General features: G+C 37.6%; 15 protein-coding genes. 13 read left to right on the top strand and 2 right to left on the bottom strand.

Annotation, left to right across the window (positions count from 1 at the left end; all coding sequences use genetic code 11):
- Positions 1 to 14 precede the first annotated feature (14 nt).
- Complete coding sequence (locus AC3EA5_RS00825) at positions 15 to 413, bottom strand: hypothetical protein (protein ID WP_488606662.1); 399 nt, start codon at positions 411 to 413, stop codon at positions 15 to 17.
- Between the two features lie 274 nt (positions 414 to 687).
- Here AC3EA5_RS00825 and AC3EA5_RS00820 point away from each other — a divergent pair, with 274 nt between their 5' ends.
- The 7 genes from AC3EA5_RS00820 to AC3EA5_RS00790 all read left to right on the top strand — a co-directional run bounded on the left by AC3EA5_RS00820 (position 688) and on the right by AC3EA5_RS00790 (position 8,456).
- The gene (locus AC3EA5_RS00820; RefSeq protein WP_488606661.1) at positions 688 to 1,629 is read left to right on the top strand and encodes a YybS family protein; all 942 of its coding nucleotides are present in this window, start codon (positions 688 to 690) and stop codon (positions 1,627 to 1,629) included.
- A 12-nt stretch (positions 1,630 to 1,641) separates the two neighbouring features.
- On the top strand, positions 1,642 to 3,618 hold the full coding sequence (locus tag AC3EA5_RS00815; protein ID WP_488606660.1) for a DHH family phosphoesterase: 1,977 nt from the start codon (positions 1,642 to 1,644) through the stop codon (positions 3,616 to 3,618).
- The gene (gene rplI / locus AC3EA5_RS00810) at positions 3,615 to 4,064 is read left to right on the top strand and encodes a 50S ribosomal protein L9 (RefSeq protein ID WP_394189870.1); all 450 of its coding nucleotides are present in this window, start codon (positions 3,615 to 3,617) and stop codon (positions 4,062 to 4,064) included. The genes AC3EA5_RS00815 and rplI overlap by 4 nt, the downstream gene beginning before the upstream one ends.
- A 12-nt stretch (positions 4,065 to 4,076) precedes the next feature.
- Positions 4,077 to 5,432: a replicative DNA helicase gene (gene dnaB, locus AC3EA5_RS00805; RefSeq protein WP_394189872.1), complete on the top strand. Its 1,356-nt coding sequence runs from the start codon at positions 4,077 to 4,079 to the stop codon at positions 5,430 to 5,432.
- A 178-nt stretch (positions 5,433 to 5,610) separates the two neighbouring features.
- The gene (locus AC3EA5_RS00800; protein WP_488606659.1) at positions 5,611 to 6,897 is read left to right on the top strand and encodes an adenylosuccinate synthase; all 1,287 of its coding nucleotides are present in this window, start codon (positions 5,611 to 5,613) and stop codon (positions 6,895 to 6,897) included.
- An 85-nt stretch (positions 6,898 to 6,982) separates the two neighbouring features.
- On the top strand, positions 6,983 to 7,873 hold the full coding sequence (locus AC3EA5_RS00795) for a hypothetical protein (protein ID WP_488606658.1): 891 nt from the start codon (positions 6,983 to 6,985) through the stop codon (positions 7,871 to 7,873).
- Between the two features lies 1 nt (position 7,874).
- Entirely contained in the window at positions 7,875 to 8,456 is a 582-nt protein-coding gene (locus AC3EA5_RS00790; RefSeq protein ID WP_488606657.1) for a hypothetical protein, read from the top strand.
- A 600-nt stretch (positions 8,457 to 9,056) separates the two neighbouring features.
- On the opposite strand, the gene AC3EA5_RS00785 is transcribed toward AC3EA5_RS00790, so the two are convergent.
- Positions 9,057 to 9,869, bottom strand: a complete 813-nt coding sequence (locus tag AC3EA5_RS00785) for a YitT family protein (protein WP_463510139.1) — start codon at positions 9,867 to 9,869, stop codon at positions 9,057 to 9,059.
- 449 nt (positions 9,870 to 10,318) lie between these two features.
- On the opposite strand from AC3EA5_RS00785, the gene AC3EA5_RS00780 reads away from it, so the two are divergent.
- The 6 genes from AC3EA5_RS00780 to AC3EA5_RS00755 all read left to right on the top strand — a co-directional run bounded on the left by AC3EA5_RS00780 (position 10,319) and on the right by AC3EA5_RS00755 (position 17,456).
- Positions 10,319 to 11,797 (top strand): peptidoglycan DD-metalloendopeptidase family protein, encoded by a 1,479-nt coding sequence (locus AC3EA5_RS00780; RefSeq protein ID WP_488606656.1) that lies wholly within the window; start codon positions 10,319 to 10,321, stop codon positions 11,795 to 11,797.
- Positions 11,798 to 11,994: 197 nt separating this feature from the next.
- Positions 11,995 to 12,702 (top strand): response regulator YycF, encoded by a 708-nt coding sequence (gene yycF, locus AC3EA5_RS00775; protein WP_488606655.1) that lies wholly within the window; start codon positions 11,995 to 11,997, stop codon positions 12,700 to 12,702.
- A gap of 5 nt (positions 12,703 to 12,707) precedes the next feature.
- A complete protein-coding gene (walK, locus tag AC3EA5_RS00770) occupies positions 12,708 to 14,531 on the top strand; it encodes a cell wall metabolism sensor histidine kinase WalK (RefSeq protein WP_488606654.1) in 1,824 nt (607 codons plus the stop codon).
- Complete coding sequence (locus AC3EA5_RS00765; RefSeq protein ID WP_488606653.1) at positions 14,522 to 15,853, top strand: YycH family regulatory protein; 1,332 nt, start codon at positions 14,522 to 14,524, stop codon at positions 15,851 to 15,853. The genes walK and AC3EA5_RS00765 overlap by 10 nt, the downstream gene beginning before the upstream one ends.
- Positions 15,840 to 16,655 carry a two-component system regulatory protein YycI gene (locus tag AC3EA5_RS00760; protein WP_488606652.1) on the top strand — a complete coding sequence of 272 codons (816 nt, stop codon included), beginning with the start codon at positions 15,840 to 15,842 and terminating at the stop codon, positions 16,653 to 16,655. Before AC3EA5_RS00765 ends, AC3EA5_RS00760 begins: the two co-directional genes overlap by 14 nt.
- A gap of 12 nt (positions 16,656 to 16,667) precedes the next feature.
- A complete protein-coding gene (locus AC3EA5_RS00755) occupies positions 16,668 to 17,456 on the top strand; it encodes an MBL fold metallo-hydrolase (protein ID WP_488606651.1) in 789 nt (262 codons plus the stop codon).
- Positions 17,457 to 17,625 lie beyond the last annotated feature (169 nt).

The raw sequence follows: 17,625 nt of genomic DNA, 5'->3' as shown, positions 1-17,625 counted from the left end.
TGGCAAACTAGTTTTTATTTATTTACTTTTTGTATATCAACTACAAATAAATTAAAATCGTTTGCTTTAGCAACAGTATTAACAATTGTTTGAATGTTTTTTAGAGTATCTTTATCTTGTGGATCTAAGTTCTCCATAAGAATTGTCACGTATTGTTTATCGGACGAATATATCTGAAACGCAACTCCTCCATGAGGACTGTAACTATTCTGTTTTAATGCTTCTTCGATTTGAAAAGCCAATTTGGTTTCGTGTATTTTTTCCAAAATTTCATTAGCTTCTGTAATGCCATCAGTTTCTGTAATTTTATTATTATTAGATTCTTTAGCTAACGGTGAATTATTATAAAAAATAAAAATTGTTACCGTTAATAGTAAACAAATTAGTATAAAAACTTTATTAGGTTTTTTCATTTAATCCCTCCAATAAAGATTTCACTATAGGATATGCCTGTAACTACTCATTAATTAGAAAATAAAAAAAAGGTAGCAAATAGTTAATCTGTTTCAATTCCATCAATTTTCGCAACTTGAACATTGAAATCAAATCTTCATCTAAAACGAATAAAAACATGATAAACCGTCTTGTGACATAGTCTTTGTTAACAACAGTTTCGAACTTTTGTTGCATCTTGTCCGGCATGATACAATATAGAGATAAATGATTTTTAGTTAGGAAGGTTTTTGCATGCCGAATGAACAAACGAAACGGCTAACAATGGGCGCAATGATGATTGCACTCTTTACGATTTTGTTGGCGGTTTCTTTTTATGTACCAATCCTCAATATTGTGACTTCCTTTTTTATCGCACTCCCCATTATTTGGTACAGTGTTAAGTTTGATCGGAATTCAGCTATTTTAGTGACTGTGGTCAGTATGGGTATGTCCTTTTTTGTTGGAGGCCTATTAGCACTACCATTGGCGTTCATTCATGCACCATTAGGTTTGGTGATTGGAGATTCGATTCGAAGAAAGAAAAGTAAATTGTATTTATTTATTGCAGCGGGGATGATGTTTTTATTTACTACCGTTGTGCAATATTTAGTGGCTGTTCTATTGATGGGAATCAACCCAATTGAAGAGTTTATGGTTATGGTGCGAGAATCTTATGAGCAGTCAGGAAATATGCTCGAACGTTATGGAGCTCTTCCTGAAGGTTATGACAAACTGGTAGCTGAAACGCTATCCATGTTTGAAATTGTATTGCCTTCTATTATTATAATAGCTGTGTTTGTCTCAGCTTTAATCATCATAATCGTGAATTTACCTGTATTAAGACGTCTAGGTGTAGATGTTCCGAAATTCCCTCCTTTTAGCGAGATGCGTTTACCTAAAGCTGTTCTATGGTATTATTTAGTCGTATTAATCGTTAGTTTGTTTGTTGAATTAGAAAAGGGAACTTTTGCATTTATGGTATTTGCCAATGCAACGATTGTTCTCCGTGGGTTATTATTTTTACAAGGTATTTCATTGATTCATTTTTATATTCACGAACAAAAATGGCCGAAGTTTGTTGTAATTGTGGCTACTATTTTGGCGTTTCCACTTCAATCATTCGTCTTATTGTTAGGTGTAATAGATTTAGGATTTAATATTCGTTCATTCATGAAAGACATGAACAGAAAGTAAGGAGCTGAATCGATGGCCGCCTTTTTTAGAAAACGACCACTACGTTATCCGTTAGTTGTTCTATCCATCATCGGTGTAGTTGGTGCTCTGATGCTCATGTTTTGGCATGTTTGGGCTGGTATAATCTTTGCTGTTGTGTTTGCAGCAGCGATCTTTGCAGCTTGGCAAACGGAGAAACGTTCATTTATTGAAACAGAAAAACATCTTGAAACCTTATCGTTTAGGATGAAACGTGTTGGAGAAGAAGCACTGTTAGAAATGCCAATTGGGATTATGTTAATAAATGACCAATTCATTATCGAATGGGCAAATCCTTATATGACGCGTGAACTCGAATTTGATACCCTAATCGGTGCAGACTTATTTTCACTTTCAGATGAGTTACATACGTTAGTGAAACAAGATGATACAAAAGAGTTAACCATTTCATTAGCAGATAAGAAATATAAAGTCTTTTATAAGCAACAAGAGAAACTATTATATTTCTTCGATATAACTGAACAAATTGAAATGGAATCTTTATACTACGCAGATCGAACGGTTCTAGCTGTTTTATATATTGATAACTATGATGAGCTAGCACAAGGAATGGATGATCAGACACGCAGCCAGTTAAATAGCTTAGTGACTTCATTGATTAATAACTGGGGAGCGGGTCAAGGGATTTACGTAAAACGTATTTCTTCAGACAAATTCTTAGCGGTATTAAATGAATCCATTTTAATTGAGCTTGAAAAAACCAAATTCTCTTTGTTAGATGATATTCGGGAAGCAACATCTAAAATGAACCTAGCGTTAACACTGAGTATCGGTGTTGGAGCGGGATCTGCTTCACTATTAGAATTAGGTGAGCTTGCCCAATCAAGTCTTGATTTAGTACTCGGACGCGGTGGAGACCAAGTGGCGATTAAACAGCCAAGTGGTAAGGTGAAGTTTTACGGTGGGAAAACAAATCCAGTCGAAAAAAGGACGAGGGTTCGTGCACGTGTTATTTCCCACGCATTACGTGACTTAATTCAAGATAGTGATCAAGTATTTGTTATGGGCCATAAGCTACCTGACATGGATGCCATAGGAGCATCCGTTGGGGTTCGAAAAATGGCTGAGATGAATCAAATCGATGGATATGTTGTATTAGACTTTGATGAGCTTGACCATAGCGTTACACGCCTTATGGATGAGATTAAAAGCAAGCCTGCGTTATTTGATCGATTTATTTCACCTGAAGAAGCATTATCCAAGTTAACGGACAAAACACTGTTAGTAGTTGTCGATACACATAAACCTAGCATGGTTATAGATGAAAAGTTATTAAATAAAGCAGAGAAGGTTGTTGTTGTCGATCATCATCGACGCGGGGAAGAATTTATCTCCAATACGTTATTGGTATATATGGAACCCTACGCTTCATCAACTGCTGAGTTGGTGACAGAGTTACTAGAGTATCAACCAAAACACGATAAAATCTCCATGTTAGAAGCAACAGCGATGCTTGCCGGTATTATTGTAGATACGAAGAGTTTTACATTACGAACCGGTGCACGAACATTTGAAGCTGCTTCTTACTTAAGAACACATGGTGCAGATACTGTGCTGGTGCAACGATTATTAAAAGAAGATATAGAAACGTATATAGAACGTTCTAAAATCGTACAAACGGTAGAATTTTTCCGTGAAGGAATTGCAATTGGGCATGGAGAAGAAGATTCAGCATATAGCCAAGTTTTAATTGCACAAACAGCAGATATTTTATTAACAATGAAGGGAGTTTCGGCTTCCTTTGTTGTAGCGAAAAAAGATAATGGCGAAGTGGGAATTAGTGCAAGATCCCTTGGAGACATTAATGTTCAACTTATCATGGAACGATTAGGCGGAGGCGGTCATTTAACGAATGCGGCTAGTCAGATTCCAGATGGAAATGTTCAAGAATCAATTGAACAACTTAAACAAGCAATTGTCGAAATTGTCGAAGGAGGCCAAACAGAATGAAAGTTATTTTCTTAAAAGATGTTAAAGGCAAAGGGAAAAAAGGCGAAATCAAAAATGTAGCAGATGGCTATGCACATAACTTTTTATTGAAAAACAATTTAGCGATTGAAGCAAACCAAGCAAGTATCAGTGCATTGGATGGAGCAAAACGTAAAGAAGACAAGCAAGCTGAACAAGTGTTAGAAGATGCAAAAACGTTGAAAGAACAGTTAGAAAAACTAACGATCGAACTAAAAGCTAAGTCTGGTGAAGGCGGTCGGTTATTCGGTTCAATTACGACGAAGCAAGTGGCAGAACAGCTTCAAAAATCACATGGCATTAAAATTGATAAACGCAAAATGGACTTAGACGATGCAATACGTGCTTTAGGAGTTACGCAAGTACCTGTGAAGCTCCACCAGGAAGTAACGGCTACTTTGAAAGTTCATGTTACAGAAGAAGCGTAAGGAGAGACAAAAATGAGCGATCCAATATTGGACCGGATTCCCCCTCACAACCAAGAAGCTGAGCAGTCCGTCATTGGGGCTATCTTTTTAGAACCACAAGCGCTCATTACAGCAGCAGAAATTCTGCAGTTCGAAGATTTCTATCGAGTAGCGCATCAAAAGATTTTCCAAACAATGAACAGACTGAGTGACCAAGGTAAACCGATTGACGTTGTTACGGTAACGGAAGAATTAGCTTCAAAGAAAGAGTTAGAGGATGTTGGTGGGTTATCTTACTTAACGGAGATTGCCAATGCTGTGCCTACAGCTGCTAATATTGCGCACTATGCTCGAATCGTTGAAGAGAAGGCATTATTAAGAAGACTGATTCGAGTAGCTACGAACATTGTGGAAGATGGCTTTACACGCGAAGATGAGGTCGAAGCTTTACTATCAGAAGCTGAAAAGAAAATGATGGAAGTTTCAAGTCGAAAAAATGCTGGTGACTTCAGACATATTAAAGATGTTCTCGTGCAGACGTACGATAATATCGAACTTCTTCATTCACGCAAAGGCGATATTACAGGTGTCCCAACAGGCTTCCGCGATTTAGATAAAATTACCGCTGGATTCCAGCGCAATGATTTAATTATCGTTGCTGCTCGTCCTTCTGTAGGTAAAACGGCGTTCGCATTGAATGTTGCACAAAACGTTGCCACGAAGACAGAAGAGAATGTAGCCATCTTTAGTTTAGAGATGGGTGCAGAACAGCTTGTTATGCGTATGCTTTGTGCTGAAGGGAATATTGATGCTCAAGTTTTAAGAACGGGTGCATTAACAGTTGAAGATTGGCGCAAACTAACTATGGCCATGGGTAGTCTATCGAACGCGGGTATTTTCATCGACGATACACCTGGTATTCGTATTAATGAAATTCGGTCAAAATGTCGTCGCTTAAAGCAAGAGTATGGTTTAGGCATGATTTTAATCGACTATTTACAACTGATTGCAGGAAGCGGGAACGGCAAAGAAAACCGTCAACAAGAAGTTTCCGAGATTTCACGTTCTTTAAAAGCGTTAGCTCGTGAATTAAAAGTACCGGTTATTGCTTTGTCTCAGTTATCCCGTGGTGTAGAACAACGTCAGGACAAGCGTCCAATGATGTCCGATTTACGTGAATCAGGAAGTATTGAGCAGGATGCTGATATCGTATCTTTCCTATATCGTGAAGATTATTACGATAAAGAAACGGAAAATCAAAATATGATTGAAATCATCATTGCTAAGCAACGTAATGGTCCAACTGGAACGGTTACTCTTGCTTTCGTAAAAGAATTTAATAAATTCGTAAATGTCGATTGGAGCCAACATTCAGCTCCACCAGCTTAATATACGGTTCAACGAATACCTGTAAGATAGGTTTTACCAGAACACGAACGATAAATGTCAGAATACATTTTTACGTTCGTGTTTTTTGGTGTTTTGGATTGACTTCGACCTGTTCGGTTGATACAATGAGACTTGTTTGATTCAGGACGCGTGAAAGCGTCTGACGGAGGTGCTGACCATGACATCAGTAGTAGTAGTTGGAACACAATGGGGAGACGAAGGAAAAGGTAAAATTACCGATTTTCTTTCAGAGCATTCAGAAGTAATTGCTCGCTACCAAGGTGGTAATAATGCAGGACATACCATTATTTTTGGTGGAGAAACGTATAAACTTCATTTAATTCCTTCAGGGATTTTTTATAAAGATAAAATCTCTGTTATTGGAAACGGAATGGTTGTAGATCCTAAAGCATTAGTAAAAGAATTAAAAGGTCTTCATGAACGTGGCGTAACGACAGAAAATTTACGAATTTCAAATCGTGCACATGTCATTTTACCTTATCACTTAAAACAAGACGAAGTTGAAGAAGCACGACGTGGGGCTAATAAAATCGGAACAACTGGTAAAGGGATTGGTCCAGCTTACATGGACAAGGCTGCGCGAGTTGGGATCCGTATGGCAGATTTGTTAGATCACGTTGTATTCGAAGAAAAACTTCGCCATAACTTAAACGAGAAAAACCGTATGTTCGAGAAATTCTACGAAACTGAAGGCTTTACAGTGGAAGAGATTATGGAAGAGTATTACGGTTACGGGCAAGAAATTGCGAAATATGTAACGGATACATCTAAAGTGTTAAACGATGCTTTAGACGAAGGACGCCGCGTGTTGTTTGAAGGCGCACAAGGCGTTATGTTAGACATCGACCAAGGAACATATCCATTTGTGACGTCATCTAACCCAGTAGCGGGTGGGGTTACAATTGGAGCGGGTGTTGGGCCAACGAAAATTAGTCATGTTGTAGGGGTTTGTAAAGCTTATACATCACGTGTTGGTGATGGTCCGTTCCCAACTGAACTATTTGACGAAGTTGGAAATCAGATTCGTGAAGTAGGGAAAGAATACGGAACGACAACTGGTCGTCCACGTCGAATCGGTTGGTTCGATAGTGTTGTCGTACGTCATGCTCGTCGTGTTAGTGGTTTAACGGATTTAACAGTTAACTCAATTGACGTATTATCTGGACTGGATACGGTAAAAATTTGTACAGCTTACAAGTACAATGGTGAATTAATTACAGAATATCCTGCAAACCTTAGAATGCTTGCTGACTGCGAACCTGTTTACGAAGAGCTTCCAGGCTGGCATGAAGATGTTACGTCATGTAAATCATTAGATGAACTACCTGATAATGCACGTCATTACTTAGAACGCGTGTCACAGTTAACAGGCGTACCAATCTCTATTTTCTCAGTAGGACCTGATCGAAACCAAACGAATATTGTAGCGAGCGTGTGGCGCTAAAATTTTTAAAGCGGAGAAAGGAAACTTTCTTCGCTTTTTTTCGTATGTAAAAGATAGAAGGTTTTTCCAGGTGGGGGAGATTGAAATGATGTACGTTAAAAAGTATTGGTTTTGGTTAGCTATAATGGCAGTTTTAATCAGTTGGACAGCAAATACATGGTACTTTAAGTCAAAACAGATTGATGCACCCATATTTTTAACTCATTATATTGAGGAAAGCATCGGTAACACTACTTTTTTAACGCTTTATTACATTACAAACAAGTCCGATCATAAAGATCTACAATTGGTTAAGTTGGATGATTTACTATTATATCCGCAGCAGCACGATGGGTTCATTTATATGGACAGTGATCAATTACAGCGACAAAATGTTCACCAAGAATTTACTCATCATTATATTAGAAAAACAACCTTTGAGATTAATAAAGATCTTCTAAGTCCTCAGCACTTAAAAGACGGGATGGATGTAAAAAATATCGAAGCGATATTTTCAGAAAGAGCACCAATGACTGTTCCAATTGGACACATTCGGTTGTTACCTCCCGTTTCGGATACTAGGGTACTACATAGTCAAAGCAGTTCAAGTAGTAATGATGGTTCTAGGAGAGTAGCTTATACTGTAAGCGAACGAATGACAATTGAGGAAATTAAGAAGCCATTTGAGAAAGAAATAGGAAATGAATTTAAAATCCAGTTTATCAAACATAGTTCATCGCCAAATCAAGGTGCGAATAAAACACCAAAACAACAGCCAATCACCGAATGGCCACTTGAACTAGAAGTAAATGATGTGTTAATTACGAAGATACAATATAATTTGGAGTCAAAGAATGCGCTTAGTCCTCAACTTTTGATAAAAGGTAAGACTGATAGTGGAAAGGCGTTTCAAGTTCCCATATTTAACTACGGAGGAACATATTTAGAACTAGCAGACATTAATTGGTATATTAATCGATCGAAGGAGGTAAGGTGACATGCGAAATGCCTTTAAATATATCCTGACAGGTTATCTTCTCATCTTTCTCGATATCCACTTGATCATAGACATACTTCCAGACCCCATTGGCTATTTCATGATTTTACTGGGGACACGAAAAATCGAATTGAATGAATCCGGAATGCATCCAACTAGGATCGTAGCAACTTTATTGATATTTCTCTCAATGCCAACCGTCCTTATTAATCCTCAACTGTATCAAAATCAAGCTCCGGAATGGTGGGGAATGTACACCACAGCTACGGGTGTATTAGATCTCATATTGGTATATTTTTTATTTCAATTAATAAAGAGAGTGGTAGAGCTTCTTCATTCACCAGAGCTTACATTAAGAACGGAGAACACGTATAAATGGTACATGGTTGTCATGTTGATTATACTATTCATCCAACCGTTTTTAACAAATATGAGTGAACATACAGCTACAGGTTTCGCCATTTTCTTAGTATTAGCTGGTTTCATTATTCAAATTACATTTTTGGTTTTCTTACGTACTCTTCAAAAGCAATTTCCATACAAATCTTCTGATACAGGAGAATTCCTGAATTTAAAAGTATAAGAAAAGGTTCTCCCTACACGTTGTGAAAGGAGAACCTTTAGACTTTAGATAAATAAAAATGTTGATTTCCATTGTGGCGGACGCTTTCCGCGGGCAAGACTTCAGCCGCTTCCCTCGCGAGGCTCAGTCCAGGGTCTTCAGTTCTTGCTGATTCCGCCGGAGTCGCCACCACCATTCCAATCAACTGAAATAGAGTTCCATATCAATATATTAATGTGCAATTACACTCATAAAAGGTTATACATAACTGATATTATTAATTCCGACTACAAAATAATTTGTCAATACACGAGGTATGATTTGAAGCCTCAATAGTTAGATTAAAATACTTTGGAAAAGTCCACTGCTAATTTATCTTTGTAGTAAAGGGGTCAGCTATTTCTGAAGACTCCTGCGGAAAAACGAAATACGCTAGACCCTGCAGGACACTTGTCAGAGACAGCTGATCCGAGGAGGCTGGCGTTTCGTCCGCGGAAAGCGAAAGAAATAGCTGACCATCTACTTTTAAAAAGAGATTCAGTTTTAGTCTTTTTCATTAATACAACAGTCTTCTTCAAATAAAAGGTTCTCCCCACACGTTGTGGAGAGAACCTTTTAGCATTAATGAATATTTCGTTTCTTAAAGCGTCCGCCACGTACTTCTGCAATATTACCAATCGCAAGGAAAGCGTGAGTGTCAATATCTTCAACGATCGTCTTTAATTTGGCTTCTTCTAATCTTGTAATGACAGTAAAAATGATTTTCTTTTCGTCACCAGTATAAGCGCCTTCACCATGTAAATAAGTAACCCCACGACCAAGGCGGTCCATGATTGCTTGACCAACATCATCCACGTAATCACTGATAATATAAACAGATTTAGATTCATCAAAACCTTGAATCACAATATCTATTGTTTTAAATGCGATAAAATAGGCAAGTACTGAATACATAGCTTGTTCCCAAGTAAAAACGAAACCAGCAATCGTAAAAATCATTAAGTTAAAAAACATAATAATTTCGCCTACAGAAAGAGGGGTTGTTTTATTAAAAAGAATAGCAAGAATTTCAGTTCCGTCTAGTGAGCCACCATAACGGATAACTAAACCAACACCAACGCCTAAAGCAATACCGCCAAACACAGTAGCTAATAGTAAATCGTCAGTGAAACGTGGAACTGGGTGTAACAAATATGTACTAATCGAAAGAACAGTAATTCCTAAAACGGTTGAAAGTGCAAAGGTTTTACCTATTTGTTTATAACCGAGGAAGAAAAATGGAATGTTTAATAAGAAAATAAATAGTCCGAGCTCAAATCCAGTTAAGTGAGCAAGAATAATGGAAATTCCGACGATCCCGCCATCTAGCAAATGGTTTGGAACTAAAAAGAGTTCAAGACCCATTGCCATAAAAATAGCACCAGCAATGATCATAATAATCCTTTTGACCACTACTTTTTTGGGAGTTTTACGATGAGCCACATGAAGTTTCTGCTTGGATGGATTCAAAACAGTGTTTTCGACCAATTTCAGACCTCTTTTCATACGTGTGTATATCTAATTTTACCTTAAAAACGGTCAATCTCCTACGTTGTGGTCTTGAAATATGACAATTATGACAAAAAAATTGTAGAAAGAGTGAAAAAGAGGAAGAAAGATAGAAGAAAAATATCGAATTTTCAAATAAATTAGGTTTTCAGACATGATTTAATGACAAAATAAACCAATTAATACTAATTGATGGAATGAATGAGTCATTTTCTTTACATTATGGTCTATGATTACCAATTGAGAAAAAGAGTGTGGTAAATTAGAGGAGCGTGAAAATTCACGTCAATGCTACATTCGAATCAATCGGATGGAATTTTGGAAGGGGCTTTATCATGAATTTGAAATGGAACACTGGCGATAGTAAGAGGATTTCATCCGATCACAAGCCGTACCGCACATCAAATGTGATGAAAAAAGCAGCCGTTACAGCTTTGCTTATTTCTAGTTTTACATTCAACATAGGTTTTGCAAAAGATAACAAATCGGAATCATTGCAAAAAATCTATCATATATACGCTAGCGGTCAATATGTAGGGGCAGTATCTGATGAAACAGCAGTAGATACATTGGTTGATAATAAGATTGATCAAGCAAGCACCCAATACGATGGACTTAGCTTAAAAGATGGATCAGATATAACTGTCATCCCCGAGCAAGTATTTGCATCAAATACAGATGATCAAGAAACATTGGATAAGCTAGACGACTTGGTAACAGTCGCTGCTAATGCATTTGCATTATCCGTCAATGACGAGATTGCCGTCTACGTCAAAGACTTAGAATCTTATCATGAAGTAATTAAACAACTAAAACTTCAAGCTGTAACTGAAGCAGAACTCATCGAATTGGAAGCTCGCAAAGACTCTACTGACTCTTTACCACAATTAAAAGAAAACGAAACACGTATTTTAGATGTTTTGTTAAAAGAAAGTGTCTCAGGTGTTTCGAAATTAGCGAAACCAGAAACGGTACTGACTGTTGAAGAAGCTGTTAAATTTCTTCAAAAAGGTTCTTTAGAAGAAAAAGTATATGCGGTGCAAGCTGGAGATGTCTTTAGTGAAATTGCTCAAAAGCATGATTTATCTACTTCAGAATTAACAAAACTTAATCCTGGTTTTACGCAAGAAAGCGTTCTACAAATTGGACAAGAATTAAAAGTTACAGCCATAAAACCTCTTATAAATGTAGAAGTATTAAAAGAGAAGAAAGTTTCTGAAACAGTGAAATTCGAGAACCAAGTAGAAGAAACCGACACTATGTATAAAGGCGACACGAAAGTGAAGCAAGAAGGCAGTGACGGGAAAAAAGAAATGACTTACTTAATTCGAGAACAGAATGGTGTTCGAACTGGAAAGTCTGTTAAAGAAGAAACTGTTACAGTTGAAGTGAAAAACCATATTGTGTTAAAAGGAACAAAAGTCATTCCATCAAGAGGTTCAGGATCATTTATGTGGCCAGCTGAAGGTGGATATATTTCAAGTCATATGGGTCATCGATGGGGCAGAATCCATAAAGGGATTGACATCGCACGTCCAAGTGGTTTCACAATTAAAGCGACTGACAATGGGATCGTAACATTTGCAGGCAGAGATGGATCTTTCGGAAATAAAGTCGTTGTAGACCATCAAAACGGTTATCAAACAGTATACGCTCATCTTGCATCGATCGATGTTAATGTGGGACAAACCGTTCCTCAAGGTTCTAAACTAGGAATAATGGGTTCAACAGGTAGATCAACTGGAACTCACTTACATTTTGAAGTAATTAAAAATGGTAAACAAGTGAATCCAATTAGTTATTTAAGAAAATAAGAAGTAGGGACGGTCAATTTTGTATAAGTTGGCCGTCTTTTTATATAGAAATTTGTCGAATTATTACCCGGGAAATACTTCATTCCCATATGGATATCCGAGATAGATGCGTATTGATGAAAACCGTGATAGAGTAGGAATATAGAAGTTAATAAAATTTCCTGCCTATATAGATTGTATGAGAGAGGATGAAATATATGAGTAAAACAATTTTAGTAGTAGATGACGAGAAGCCGATTGCTGATATTTTACAATTTAACTTAAAAAAAGAAGGCTATAACGTAGTCTGTGCTTACGATGGAGACGAAGCGCTTGCGAAGGCTGAAGAGATTAAACCAGACTTAATGTTACTAGATATTATGTTACCGAACCGTGATGGGATGGAAGTATGTCGTGAAATCCGTAAAAAGTATGATTTTCCGATTATTATGCTGACAGCTAAAGATTCTGAAATTGATAAAGTTTTAGGATTGGAGCTTGGTGCAGATGATTACGTAACAAAACCATTCAGCACCCGTGAATTAATTGCCCGTGTGAAAGCAAATATGCGTAGACATCAAACGGTACAGTCTGAAGATGAAGAAGCTGCATCAAATGATATTGTCGTAGGCTCACTGATTATTCAGCCGGATGCTTATATGGTATTAAAACGAGATGAATCGATTGAGTTAACGCATCGTGAATTTGAATTGCTTCATTATTTAGGGAAACATATCGGACAAGTTATGACACGTGAACATTTACTTCAAACGGTATGGGGCTATGATTATTTTGGTGATGTGCGAACAGTTGATGTAACGATTCGTCGTCTTCGTGAAAAAATTGAGGATAACCCAAGCCATCCAGCATGGATTGTAACACGACGCGGCGTTGGGTACTATTTGCGTAATCCTGAACAGGAGTAATAAAAATGCAAAAGGTTGGTTTTTTGAAATCCATACACGTTAAAATTGTTCTTATTTATATTTTACTCATATTACTCGCTATGCAAATTATCGGATTGTACTTTGCACAGGAGTTAGAACAAAAGCTCAAAACTAATTTTACCGATTCGATTAAAGAGCGGGTGAATTTGGTTGAGTTTAGCGTGCGTGAAGAAATGACTCGAAAACGGGGAGAAGAAGATCCAACCCCTGAACAAAGTTTAAGAATGGCATTATCTAGTTTGAATTCGGATGACATAATTGAGCTTCGAGTAGTTGATAATCGCTACCGCATTTTAGCGACTTCGGATACAGAAAATCAATTAATCGTTGGGCAAAAATCAACGGAAAGTTTAGTGAGAAAGTCAATCACAGCTGCTAATCAATATGACGAAGTTAAACTCGATCGAGGAACGGGTGACCGTGTTTGGGTGCTATCTTCACCAATTGTATCGAATGGTGAAGTTATCGGTACATTATATCTTGAATCAAATATTGAGTCTGTCTATAAACAAATGACTGAAATTAATCGGATTTTAGCGGGTGGTACAGCTATGTCTTTAGCTATCACCGTTATACTCGGTATCTTTATTGCGCAAACCATTACACGTCCAATTGCTGATATGAGAAGACAAGCTCAAGCCATGGCAAAAGGAAACTTTTCGAGAAAAGTACGCGTTTATGGAAATGATGAAATTGGTCAACTAGCCATTTCATTTAATCATTTAACCAATCGATTGCAAGAAGCACAGTCAACAACAGAAGGTGAACGAAGAAAGCTCGCATCCGTTCTATCGAACATGACCGATGGAGTTATAGCGACAGACCGAAAAGGACGTATTATTCTAATCAATGATCCTGCGTTAAGACTATTAAGAGTGCCAAGGGATTTAGTTCTTCAACGACCAATTTCATCAGTGCTAGGGATTGAATCTCAATATGCTTTTGAAGATTTAATTCATATGAAGGAATCCATTAATTTAGATTTTAGTACCCCAGAACGTCCCTATATTTTGCGTGCTAATTTCTCGGTTATTCAAAAAGAAACAGGGTTTGTAAATGGACTGATCACGGTCGTTCATGATAATACAGAACAAGAGAAAATTGATATGGAACGTCGAGAGTTTGTTGCGAATGTTTCGCACGAGCTGCGCACACCTTTAACAACGATGCGAAGTTATTTAGAGGCACTTGCAGATGGTGCTTGGCAAGATACGGAATTAGCACCAACCTTCCTAAAAACGACACAAACTGAAACCGAGCGTATGATTCGTCTTGTAAATGATTTATTGCAATTATCTAAAATGGATAGTCGAGATTACGATTTGAATAAGGAAATGGTCGAGTTTAATAAATTCTTTAATCGGATTATCGATCGTTTTGAAATGTCCAAATCAAATAATGTGAATTTACAACGATTATTGCCGGATGCACAATACTTTGTGGAAATTGATACAGACAAATTGACTCAAGTAATCGATAATATCATTTCAAATGCTTTAAAATATTCACCAGACGGCGGGAACGTTCGATTTGGTGTTATCGTACAAGAAGGCTTTTTGAAAGTCATGATTTCTGATGATGGGATGGGCATACCGAAAGAGAACGTTGAACGAATTTTTGATCGTTTCTATCGCGTCGATCGTGCACGTGCAAGGTCGATGGGTGGAACTGGATTAGGTTTGGCTATTGCCCGGGAAATGATTGAGGCTCATGGTGGATTAATTTGGGCTGAGAGTGAAGAAGGGCATGGTACGACGATTTTCTTCACCTTGCCATTTGAGTTAGATGAGGCAGGTGAATGGGATTGAAATATGTTGAACATGTGAAGACAGCTATTTTATGGTTACTCGTCGTCCTAAGTATTTCTTTAACATTCTCTATTTGGACCTATACACCATCATACCCCACTATTCAACAAGCCCCAGTTGTCGATATTTCGATTGCTGATCGGAAAAGAATTAATGAGGTAGTAAAACCATATAAAATGGTTTTTAGTTTAAAAGATGGACTTTCAGGCACTACTTCTTTTCCTCAAGTAGAGAGAGTATTAGGCGTAATGAAGGATTGGGAGATACGAAATTTATCGTTAGTTAGCAATAATTTATCCCCAGCAGAACTAAACGAATATAGTCTAACGACAAATCGATTTACAATGATATATCCAACGGAAATTCCATTCGCTGTGTACGATAACATCATCCCATTTACCTCTACCAATATTCCAGGAGATGGTTTTGACCGTATGATTATTGACTGGAATCGACCTGAAGATGATGAATTAACGGTTTATTTCGCTAGCTCAATATCAAAACAACTCTATTCAGCTAAAGTGACGAAAGTAGATCCACAGCAGTTTCAAGAAAAAGTATTAACGCCGGCAGCAGATTTCACCAAATATACGCATGTTCATCGAAACGGCCAATTATCGATGTTTGTACCAACTGAAGAAATTGCTTCGATTCGTTATACGTATATTTTGAGAGATGTTCCACCAGCTCGATTTAAAGATGCCTTATTCGATAATCCAAATAAAGTTCGTCGAAGTTTTGTTGGAACTTATAATGAAGAGTATTCAGACGACACGGCACTATTGACTGTCGATTCGCTCGATCGAACATTAAGTTACGTATATCCTGCTGCAGAAACTGATGTCCCAGGTATACCTCATGAACTTGTATTTGATAGTATGGATTTTGTGAACGAACACGAGGGTTGGACAGACGATTACCGTTTAGTAGGGATTAATCCGGCTACTCAAAAAGTGGATTATCAACTTTTCTTATTAGGATATCCAGTTTTTAGTGATATGACGTCCACAACGATTTCGACTTATTGGGGAACAAACCGGATTTTCCGATATATTAGACCTTACTTCACATTAGACTTATCTTTACCATCCGAAACCGACGCAGCAATCCTACCTTCAGGTGTGGAAGCTGCAAAATTACTCGAACAAGTGGAAAGTATTGAAGAAGTAAAAGCATCTGGATTAACAGTTGGATATTATCTGACACGTGACGATGAAAGAGGTCTGTTGAATTTAGAGCCTTCTTGGTTCTATTTAGCAAATGGAATCTGGTCGAGACTTACTCCAGAAACAATAGGAGGTGGAGCATTTGGATTGGAATAAAACCAAAACCATCTTTATTATTGTATTTTCGATTCTAAATGTCTTTTTGTATACCCTCTATTTAAATAGACACACCGAGTCAAAAGAAATAGAACCACTTTCTGAAGCTTCGGTGTCTGACAGACTTCAAGCGGATAATATTCAATATGAAAATTTAGATTCCACAGTTGAACCAGAATCGTATGTAGCTGGAAACGTTCGAATATTTAAGAGTGAAACGATGGAACCGAGAGAGAACCAAACATTTGAGATTATTGAAGAAGGTTCTAAATTACTTGCTACTTTTAAAACGCCAGTTGCTATTCCAAACGTAAAAGATGCAGCAAGCTTTGAGGATTTTGCAGTCAAAAATATCGATAATGGATCTGTCTATAAACTATGGAAAATCGATAAAGAAGCACGGAAAGCGGTTTTATTCCAAACGGTTAAAAATCGTTTTATCTACTACAATTCTGGTGGAACTTTAACAATTTATTGGAATGAGGAAAGTGAAATCATTCGATACGAACAAACTCAATTTGCCGAACTGGAAGATTTCCCAGAAACGGTGGATTTATTACCTGAAGAGGACGCAGTTAGTGCTTTATATGGTCAAAGAATACTTCAGCCAAATTCAACGATTCTTGATCTTACTTTAGGATTCTCAACGCTCGTACAATTTACAGAGTCTCAAGTTTTTGCTCCCACTTGGCGAGTGAGAGTTGAGTTAGAAGATGGATCCGAAGAAGATTACTTTGTAAATGCAGTTGAAGGAAAAATAATTGAATTTGAAAACGAACCAAAGGAATTAGAAGAAGAGTAAGGAGTTTTTGTCATGCGTTTTAGTGTTCTAGCAAGCGGCAGTAGCGGAAATGCCATATACGTCGAAAATGATGAGCATGCTTTTTTAGTAGATGCCGGATTGAGCGGACGAAAAATGGAAGAATTATTTGCTTCTGTTGACCGCAACATGAAAAAATTAAGCGGAATTTTAGTAACGCATGAACATAGTGATCATATTAAAGGTCTTGGAATATTAGCACGTAAATACAATGTTCCGATCTATGCGAATGAAAAAACGTGGACGGCAATGGATCCCCTAGTGGGCAAAATTCCACTCGAGCAACGCTTCCATTTTGATATGGAAACGGTGAAAACATTTGGATCCATCGATATCCAATCATTCGCCGTATCACATGATGCAGCTGACCCGATGTTTTATGTCTTTCACGAAAATGGACGCAAATTAGTCCTAATTACAGATACCGGTTATGTAAGTGATCGGATGAAAGGTCATATTCAAGGTGCTGACTCATTTGTTTTCGAAAGCAATCATGATGTTGGCATGCTTCAAATGGGCAGATACCCTTGGTCAGTCAAACGACGCATCTTAAGTGACGTAGGTCATGTCTCCAATGAAGATGCTGCTGTTGCGATGAGTGAAGTGGTAGAACAAAAACCAACTCGCATGTATCTCTCGCATTTAAGCAAAGATAACAATATGAAGGATTTAGCCAGAATGAGTGTTGCCCAAACGCTTCAATCGTGTGGCATAGTACCAGGCGAATTTCTTCAGTTATATGATACCGATGCGAATAAACCAACTGAACTCGTCACCGTATAAACCTCACATTTTGTGGGGTTTTTATTTTGCGCAAAAATGTGTGTAGGGCTATGGAGATGGGTATTCTAGATTTCGTGGGGTGTATTCGAGGATCGGATGGTGGGATTCTAGATTTCATGTGGGACATTCAAGAATTCGAAAGGTGCATTCTCGATTTCACCGCTTTCAT

It is taken from the genome of Paenisporosarcina sp. (assembly GCF_057785155.1).
Note: the sequence above shows the minus strand (reverse complement) of the source record. Positions and strands in the feature narration are given on the sequence as shown.

Excerpts from the sequence above, each read along its gene's own strand:
- AC3EA5_RS00825 (WP_488606662.1), bottom strand. The coding sequence starts at position 413 with ATGAAAAAACCTAATAAAGTTTTTATACTAATTTGTTTACTATTAACG.
- AC3EA5_RS00820 (WP_488606661.1), top strand. The coding sequence starts at position 688 with ATGCCGAATGAACAAACGAAACGGCTAACAATGGGCGCAATGATGATT.
- AC3EA5_RS00815 (WP_488606660.1), top strand. The coding sequence starts at position 1,642 with ATGGCCGCCTTTTTTAGAAAACGACCACTACGTTATCCGTTAGTTGTT.
- rplI (WP_394189870.1), top strand. The coding sequence starts at position 3,615 with ATGAAAGTTATTTTCTTAAAAGATGTTAAAGGCAAAGGGAAAAAAGGC.
- dnaB (WP_394189872.1), top strand. The coding sequence starts at position 4,077 with ATGAGCGATCCAATATTGGACCGGATTCCCCCTCACAACCAAGAAGCT.
- AC3EA5_RS00800 (WP_488606659.1), top strand. The coding sequence starts at position 5,611 with ATGACATCAGTAGTAGTAGTTGGAACACAATGGGGAGACGAAGGAAAA.
- AC3EA5_RS00795 (WP_488606658.1), top strand. The coding sequence starts at position 6,983 with ATGATGTACGTTAAAAAGTATTGGTTTTGGTTAGCTATAATGGCAGTT.
- AC3EA5_RS00790 (WP_488606657.1), top strand. The coding sequence starts at position 7,875 with ATGCGAAATGCCTTTAAATATATCCTGACAGGTTATCTTCTCATCTTT.
- AC3EA5_RS00785 (WP_463510139.1), bottom strand. The coding sequence starts at position 9,869 with ATGATCATTGCTGGTGCTATTTTTATGGCAATGGGTCTTGAACTCTTT.
- AC3EA5_RS00780 (WP_488606656.1), top strand. The coding sequence starts at position 10,319 with ATGAATTTGAAATGGAACACTGGCGATAGTAAGAGGATTTCATCCGAT.
- yycF (WP_488606655.1), top strand. The coding sequence starts at position 11,995 with ATGAGTAAAACAATTTTAGTAGTAGATGACGAGAAGCCGATTGCTGAT.
- walK (WP_488606654.1), top strand. The coding sequence starts at position 12,708 with ATGCAAAAGGTTGGTTTTTTGAAATCCATACACGTTAAAATTGTTCTT.
- AC3EA5_RS00765 (WP_488606653.1), top strand. The coding sequence starts at position 14,522 with ATGGGATTGAAATATGTTGAACATGTGAAGACAGCTATTTTATGGTTA.
- AC3EA5_RS00755 (WP_488606651.1), top strand. The coding sequence starts at position 16,668 with ATGCGTTTTAGTGTTCTAGCAAGCGGCAGTAGCGGAAATGCCATATAC.